This is a genomic window from uncultured Friedmanniella sp. (assembly GCF_964244285.1).
Lineage (GTDB): Bacteria > Actinomycetota > Actinomycetes > Propionibacteriales > Propionibacteriaceae > Microlunatus.
Genome location: NZ_CAXTHT010000026.1, coordinates 1 through 6,158, shown reverse-complemented (window position 1 = coordinate 6,158; position 6,158 = coordinate 1). Strand labels below are relative to the sequence as shown.

General features: G+C 71.6%; 6 protein-coding genes. 5 read left to right on the top strand and 1 reads right to left on the bottom strand.

Going from position 1 to position 6,158, the window contains the following annotated elements; all coding sequences use genetic code 11:
• Positions 1 to 184 (bottom strand): inorganic diphosphatase (locus ACFE7W_RS20925; RefSeq protein ID WP_375426766.1); only part of this gene is annotated, 184 nt, incomplete at its 3' end.
• 114 nt (positions 185 to 298) lie between these two features.
• Here ACFE7W_RS20925 and dacB point away from each other — a divergent pair.
• The 5 genes from dacB to ftsH all read left to right on the top strand — a co-directional run.
• Complete coding sequence (gene dacB, locus ACFE7W_RS20920) at positions 299 to 1,756, top strand: D-alanyl-D-alanine carboxypeptidase/D-alanyl-D-alanine-endopeptidase (RefSeq protein WP_375426765.1); 1,458 nt, start codon at positions 299 to 301, stop codon at positions 1,754 to 1,756.
• Positions 1,757 to 1,787: 31 nt separating this feature from the next.
• Positions 1,788 to 2,867, top strand: coding sequence for a zinc-dependent metalloprotease (locus ACFE7W_RS20915; protein WP_375426764.1), 1,080 nt, complete (start codon positions 1,788 to 1,790; stop codon positions 2,865 to 2,867).
• Between the two features lie 9 nt (positions 2,868 to 2,876).
• Positions 2,877 to 3,863 carry a tRNA lysidine(34) synthetase TilS gene (gene tilS, locus ACFE7W_RS20910; RefSeq protein WP_375426763.1) on the top strand — a complete coding sequence of 329 codons (987 nt, stop codon included), beginning with the start codon at positions 2,877 to 2,879 and terminating at the stop codon, positions 3,861 to 3,863.
• Positions 3,856 to 4,407, top strand: a complete 552-nt coding sequence (hpt, locus tag ACFE7W_RS20905) for a hypoxanthine phosphoribosyltransferase (protein WP_375426762.1) — start codon at positions 3,856 to 3,858, stop codon at positions 4,405 to 4,407. The genes tilS and hpt overlap by 8 nt, the downstream gene beginning before the upstream one ends.
• A 212-nt stretch (positions 4,408 to 4,619) precedes the next feature.
• Positions 4,620 to 6,158, top strand: a 1,539-nt coding sequence (gene ftsH, locus ACFE7W_RS20900; protein WP_375426761.1) for an ATP-dependent zinc metalloprotease FtsH, incomplete at its 3' end; no start/stop codon positions are given.

Sequence of the window (6,158 nt, the reverse complement as noted above, 5' to 3'; positions counted from 1 at the left end):
CCATGACCAGAGCGTCCAGCGGGTCGCCGTCCTGGCCGAGCGTGCCCTCGATGAACCCGTAGTCGGCCGGGTAGGTCGTGGAGGTGAAGAGGGTACGGTCCAGCCGGATCCGGCCCGTGTCGTGGTCGACCTCGTACTTGTTCTTCTGACCTTTCGGGATCTCCACGGTGACGTCGAACGTCATGCCACTGAAGGGCACGGAGTCCTTCTCGGCGTTGGGTGCAGTCACGCGGAAACCTCCTGGGGCTACGCTCGGCCGGGCTGTTGTGGCGAGCCAGGGTCACCTTAGCGTGGAGGAGTGAGCGCCCTGTCCGGTGTCCGGAGGTTCGGTATCGCCCTGGTGGCGATGCTGGTGGTGGCCGGTGTGGTGGTCGGTTCGGTCACCGGATTCTTCCGCGCCACGGCCGAGCACGGGCTCTACGCCTCGGGCCTGTGGGTCGACGGCGGCGCCTCGACGATCAGTCCGGGCGCCCTGGACGCGCCCGCGACGCCTCGCCGCTCGACCACTCCGTCTCCGCGCGCGACGGCCGATGACCTGCCCTCGCCGGTGCTGGCCGCGGCCGGTAAGAGTCGGGTCGCGTCGGCGGCGAAGGTGGCGGCCCAGGTGCGGGCCGTGTCCATCGCGGGGATGGGCGGCTCCTACAGCGGGGAGGTCGCCGACCTGTCCACGGGCAAGGTGTTGTACTCCCACCGGGCCTCCACCCCGTACATCCCCGCCTCGACCATGAAGCTGCTGACCACCACGGCCGCGCTGTCCCTGCTGGGACCAGAGCACGAGTTCACGACGTCGGTGGTGCGCTCCGGCAAGCACCGGGTGGTGCTCGTCGGCGGCGGTGACCCGTACCTGGGCGCGAAGGCCGACCCCGAACACCCGGGCCGTGCCTCCCTCGCCGCGCTGGCGACGACCAGCGCCGCCGAGCTGCGCCGGGCCGGGACCACGAAGGTCAGCCTCCGCTACGACGCCTCCCTCTTCTCCGGGCCCGCCTGGAACAGCCACTGGCCCGACACCTACGCCGACCAGGTGACGCCGGTCTCCGCGCTCTGGGCGGACGAGGGTCGTGCGACGGGCGGCTCCCCTGGCCCGCGGGTGAGCAACCCGGCGCTCGACGCGGCCACGACGTTCGCCAAGGCCCTGAAGAGGCATGGGGTGAGCGTCACCTCAGTGTCGGCGGGCCGGGCGCCGAAGTCGGCCACCCGGGTCGCCCAGGTCCGCTCCGCACCGTTGGAGCAGATCGTCCAGCAGCTGCTGCTGGCCAGCGACAACGACGCGGCCGAGGTGCTGTTCCGGCAGGTGGCCCTGGCCTCGCACCACGCGGGGAGCTCGGCCGCCGGGGTCCGGGCCGTCAAGGCGCGGCTGACCAAGCTGGGCGTCTGGGACTCCTCGGCCACGATCAACGACGGCAGCGGGCTGGCCCGGCAGACGAAGGTGCCGGCGGACCTGCTGGTGGCGGTGCTGCGGGCGGCCGCCAGCCCGACGCACCCGGAGCTGCGCGGGGTGCTGACCGGCCTGCCCGTCGCGGGGGTGGAAGGCAGCCTCCGGCGGCGTTACGGCGACGACGACACCGAGGTCGGCCGCGGTGTGGTGCGGGCCAAGACGGGCACGCTGTCGGAGGTGCACGCGCTCGCCGGCTACCTGCGGACCGCCGACGGCAGCCAGCTCGCGTTCGCCTTCGTGGTGAACGACGCCAAGAACGACTACGTCGCGCAGGTCTGGCTGGACCGAGTCGGAGCCGCCCTCAGCCGCTGCGGCTGCTGAGGCAGCACACGGACGCGCATACAGTCGCAGCATGACGTCCTCGGACACGGCCCCCAGCGGACCCGCCATGGTCGACTGGGAGGTCGCCCGCAGCACGGCGACGCGGCTGGTCAAACGGGGCCCGTCCATCTCAGCGTCCGGCGCCGCCGAGGCGGTGTCGTCGCTGCGTCGGGCCGCCGTACGGGCCGAGGCCTACGTCGTCGACGTGACCGGCCTGCCGGTCCCCAGCGCCACCGCTCCGGTCCTGGTCGTCGACCGGCCGGGCTGGATCTCGGCCAACCTCGACGCTTTCCGATCGGTCCTGACGCCGCTGGAGGAGAAGGCCGCGGCCAAGCTCCAGCCGGGTTCGGGCGGCAGCGCCCTGGGGTCCCGGGTGACCGGGGCGGAGGTCGGGCTGCTGCTCAGCTACCTCGCGCCCAAGGTGCTCGGGCAGTTCGACCCCTTCTACCCGGGTGCTCCCGGTGCCCCGGGCGGCCGTCTGCTGCTGATGGCGCCGAACATCGTGGCCGCCGAGCGCGAGCTGGGGGTGGACCCGGCCGACTTCCGGCTCTGGGTCTGCCTGCACGAGGAGACCCACCGGGTCCAGTTCACCGCCGTGCCCTGGCTGCGCGAGCACCTGAACTCCCAGATCGCCTCGGTCGTCGACGCGGCCGAGCTGGACTCGACCGCGTTGGTGCAGCTGCTGGGTGACGGCGCCAAGCGGCTGCTGGCCGCGCTCCGCAACGGCGAGGAGCTCTCCATCGTCGACCTCGTGCAGATTCCCGCGCAGCGCGAGACGGTCGACCGGATCACCGCGGTGATGTCGCTACTGGAGGGCCACGCCGACGTGGTGATGGACAGCGTCGGCCCGTCGGTCGTGCCCTCGGTGGCCGAGATCCGGCGCCGGTTCACCGTCCGCCGCCAGGGCCAGGGCTTCGACAAGGTCATCCGCCGGCTGCTGGGGCTGGACGCGAAGATGCGTCAGTACCGCGACGGCGCACGCTTCTGTCGCGCCGTGATCGACGAGGTCGGGATGGCCGGTCTGAACCAGGTCTGGACCGCGCCCGAGACGCTGCCCACCCGGGACGAGATCGCCCAGCCCGAGCGCTGGCTCGCCCGCGTTCCGGCCTGAGCCGCGACCGTGGCCCGGCGCGCGCTCGGCCCGGCGACGCTGCAGGTCGTGCAGGCGGTGGCGGCGGCGCTGGACGGAACCGACACGGCGTTGGTGACGGCCTGTTCCGGCGGACCTGACTCCCTCGCCCTGGTCGTCGGCGCCCAGCACGCCGCGTCCCGGCGGGGGCTGCCGCACACGGTGGTCGTGGTGGACCACGGGCTGCAGCCGGGCTCGGCGGCCGTGGCCGCCCGGGCGGCGGCCACCGTCACTGGCCTCGGCCTCGGCCTCGGCGTCGCCGACGTGCGGCAGGTGCAGGTCCGCGTCGACCCCCACGACGGGTCCGGTCCGGAGGCTGCCGCGCGCCGCAGTCGCTACGCGGCCCTGGACGCCGAGTCGGCCGCCGTCGCGGGTGGACCGGCGACGGTGCTGCTCGGGCACACCCGGGACGACCAGGCGGAGACGGTGCTGCTGGGTCTGGCCCGAGGGTCGGGCAGTCGGTCGTTGGCCGGGATGGCCCCCCGGACCGGTCCCTACCTGCGACCGCTGCTCGGGCTCGACCGTGCGGTCACCGTGGCGACGTGCGCCGAGCTGGGCCTCGAACCGTGGTCCGACCCCCACAACGACGACCCGGCCTATGCCCGGGTCCGGGTCCGGCGCCGGGTGCTGCCGGTGCTCGAGGACGAGCTGGGACCGGGGGTGGCCGCCGCGCTCGCCCGGACGGCCGCGCTCGCCCGGGACGACGCCGACCTGCTGGATGCGCTCGCCGCGGACGCCGACCCGGGTACGGACACCCTCGGCTGCGCCGAGCTGGCCGCGCTGCCCGCTGCGCTGCGGCGGCGGGTGCTGCGCCGCTGGCTCGCCCGCCACGGCTCCGAGGACCTGCAGCTCGACCACGTCCTGGCCGTGGAGGCCCTGGTGCAGGACTGGCACGGACAGCGTGCGGTCCACGTCCCCCGGGGCACGGTGGCCCGTCACCAGGGTCGGCTGCTGTGGCAGGCTGTCGGCCGTGGATGACACCCAGCTCTCCGGCGACCTCACCCGCGTGCTCTACAGCAAGGAAGAGGTGGGGACCCGGATCCGTGAGCTGGCGCTGGAGATCGACCGCGACTACGCCGGTCAGGACCTGCTGCTGGTCGGCGTCCTCAACGGCGCGGTGATGGTGATGGCCGACCTGTCCCGCGCTCTCACCATCCACTGCCGGATGGACTGGATGGCGGTCTCCTCCTACGGCTCGGGCACCCAGTCCTCGGGCGTGGTGCGGATCCTCAAGGACCTCAGCACCGACATCACCGGCGTGCACGTGCTCGTGGTCGAGGACATCATCGACACCGGGCTCACTCTCTCCTACCTGGTCAGCAACCTGCTCTCGCGCAGCCCCGCCAGCCTCAAGATCATGACCGCCTTCCGCAAGCCCGAGGCCGCCCAGAACAGCGTCGAGGTCGGCTACGTCGGCTTCGACATCCCCAACGAGTTCGTGGTCGGCTACGGCCTGGACTACAACGGCCACTACCGCAACCTCACCAGCGTCGGCACCCTGGCCCCCCACGTTTACAGCTGACGCGACCAACGCCACCCGCGCGAGCGTCGGGTAGGACGGGGCCCGATGCTCTGGACGACGAGGCCGGGGTCGACACGCTTTTCGTCGGCACCGGGCGAGGAGGAAGACAGCATCTTCAGGCCCCGTCCGAGCGCGAGCGGCGACAAATTGCTCTCCACCGCTAGCCTTGAGCGTTAGAGGGCCGAGATGTGCCCCCGACTCCTAGGCAGGTCATGAACTTCAAACGCGTACTGCGTAGCCCGATCTTTTACATCCTGCTGGCCGTGATCGCGATCGGCGGGCTGATCAACGCCAGCGGATCGCTGAGCGGCGGCTACAGCGACGTGCCCACCAGCCAGGTCGTGACGATCATCAACGGCACCGACCCGCTGAAAGAGGTCGAGCTGATCGACGGTGAGCAGGAGATCCGCGTCACCATGGCGGACCCGACCTCCACGAAGTACAAGGCGGTCTGGGTCGGCAACCAGAGCGAGGCCCTCATCGAGAGGCTCAACCAGCGGGTCGCTGACAAGACGCTGGTGAGCTGGCAGGGCACGAACCCGACGCCCGGGTTCTTCTCCTCCCTGCTCGGCACCCTGATCCCGTTCATCATCATCGGTGTCCTCTTCTTCTTCCTGCTGAACTCCGTGCAGGGCGGCGGCAGCCGGGTGATGCAGTTCGGCAAGTCCAAGGCGAAGGTGGCCAACAAGGACACGCCCAAGACGACCTTCGGTGACGTGGCCGGCTGTGAGGAGGCCATCGAGGAGCTCGAGGAGATCAAGGAGTTCCTGGCCGAGCCGGCGAAGTTCCAGGCCGTCGGGGCGAAGATCCCCAAGGGCGTGCTGCTCTACGGCCCTCCCGGTACCGGCAAGACGCTGCTCGCGCGTGCGGTCGCCGGCGAGGCGGGCGTCCCCTTCTTCTCCATCTCCGGTTCTGACTTCGTCGAGATGTTCGTCGGCGTCGGCGCCAGCCGGGTGCGCGACCTGTTCGAGCAGGCCAAGGAGAACGCCCCCGCGATCGTCTTCATTGACGAGATCGACGCCGTCGGCCGGCACCGCGGCGCCGGGATGGGCGGCGGCCACGACGAGCGCGAGCAGACGCTGAACCAGCTGCTGGTCGAGATGGACGGCTTCGACGTCCGCGGCGGCGTGATCCTGATCGCGGCCACGAACCGGCCCGACGTGCTCGACCCCGCTCTGCTGCGTCCGGGCCGCTTCGACCGCCAGATCGCCGTCGAGGCGCCCGACATGAAGGGCCGGCTGGCGATCCTCAAGGTGCACTCCGAGGGCAAGCCCGTCGCCCCCGAGGTCGACCTGACCGCCGTCGCCCGCCGGACGCCCGGCTTCACCGGCGCCGATCTGGCCAACGTGCTCAACGAGGCCGCGCTGCTGACCGCCCGGCAGAACGCCCGCGTGATCAGCAACGAGTACATGGACGAGGCCATCGACCGCGTCATCGCCGGGCCGCAGAAGCGCAGCCGGCTGATGAACGAGAAGGAGAAGCTGGTCACCGCCTACCACGAGGGTGGCCACGCCCTGGTCGCGGCGGCGCTGCCCGGCACCGACCCGGTCCAGAAGGTGACGATCCTGCCGCGCGGCCGGGCGCTGGGCTACACGATGGTGCTGCCCGAGAACGACAAGTACTCCAACACCCGCGCCGAGCTGCTCGACCAGCTGGCGTACATGATGGGCGGCCGGGCGGCCGAGGAGCTCGTCTTCCACGACCCGACCACCGGAGCCAGCAACGACATCGAGAAGGCCACGAACGTGGCC